Source organism: Rhizobium sp. SG570 (assembly GCF_012275345.1).
Lineage (GTDB): Bacteria > Pseudomonadota > Alphaproteobacteria > Rhizobiales > Rhizobiaceae > Rhizobium > Rhizobium lusitanum.
In genome coordinates this window covers 1-1,174 of the sequence record NZ_JAAZQI010000058.1, presented here as the reverse complement: position 1 = coordinate 1,174, position 1,174 = coordinate 1, and the positions used below count along the sequence as shown (strand labels likewise).

Annotated in this window: 1 protein-coding gene; it reads left to right on the top strand. The window is 59.7% G+C overall.

Going from position 1 to position 1,174, the window contains the following annotated elements; translation table 11 throughout:
• Positions 1–76: 76 nt before the first annotated feature.
• The coding region (locus FHT28_RS35845) for an IS701 family transposase (protein ID WP_168598924.1) at positions 77–1,174 on the top strand (1,098 nt) is incomplete at its 3' end.

The window sequence follows — 1,174 nt, the reverse complement described above, 5'->3', positions numbered from 1 at the left end:
CTAGCACTACTTTGGCAGATTAACCGGCCATTTACGATGATGGGCCATCTTGGGCGCTTTCATAGGGGTGCGCGAGATGGCGGAATTGGACGCTGCACTGGCGGATTGGCTGAAGCCGTTCGTTGAGAAGCTTGGCCACAAGAAGCGGCGGCAGATGTGCCCGGTCTATATTTCGGGCCTCATCGGACCTGGCGACCGCAAGAGCATCGAGCCGATGGCGGAGCGGCTTGCGCTTGATCACTACGACCGCCTGCATCATTTCATCTCGGATGGGATTTGGGATGCCGGTCCTCTTGAGGCGGAACTGGCGGTACAGGCCGACAGGATTGTCGGGGCTTCAGATGCTTTTCTGGTGATCGACGACACAGGTCTGCCGAAGAAGGGCGACCATTCTGTTGGGGTCGCGCCGCAGTATGCGTCGATGCTGGGCAAGCGTGCCAATTGCCAAACGCTGGTGTCGTTGACGCTGGCCCGCGACGAGGTTCCTGTTCCCGTTGGCCTGCGGTTGTTCCTCCCCGACAGTTGGACAAGTGATCAGGATCGGATGGCGAAGGCCGGTGTTCCCGAGGAGATGCGCCTATCCCGTACCAAACCGGAGATCGCGCTCGGCGAGATCGATCGGCTGATGGCCGCAGGCGTACGGTTTGGCACCGTGCTTGCGGATGCCGGCTATGGTCTGTCGGCTGCGTTTCGCCAGGGGCTCAGTGCACGCAATCTCACCTGGGCTGTCGGCATTCCCAAGCATCAGAAGGTTTATCCTCATGATGTCGCATTGGTCTTTCCTGTCGCCGGCCGTGGAAAGCCGCGTAAGCATTCGATCCCCGACACTCTTTCAACCGCAGCCGAAACGATCCTGGAAGGAACCACCTGGAAGAAGGTCAGTTGGCGTCACGGCACGAAAGGTCGACTGACCGCACGTTTCGCTGCCCTACGCATTCGGATTGCCGATGGCGACCCGCAACGCATCCTCGACAAGGGACAGCAGCACATGCCGGGCGAAGAGGCGTGGCTCGTTGGTGAGTGGCGTTCAAACGACGAGCGCAAATATTATCTCTCCAATCTGCCGGCCGAGGCGACCTTAAAAGCTCTCGCGGCGGCCATCAAAGCGCGATGGGTCTGCGAGCAGGCCCATCAGCAGATGAAGGAAGAACTCGGCCTCGATCACTTTGAAGGC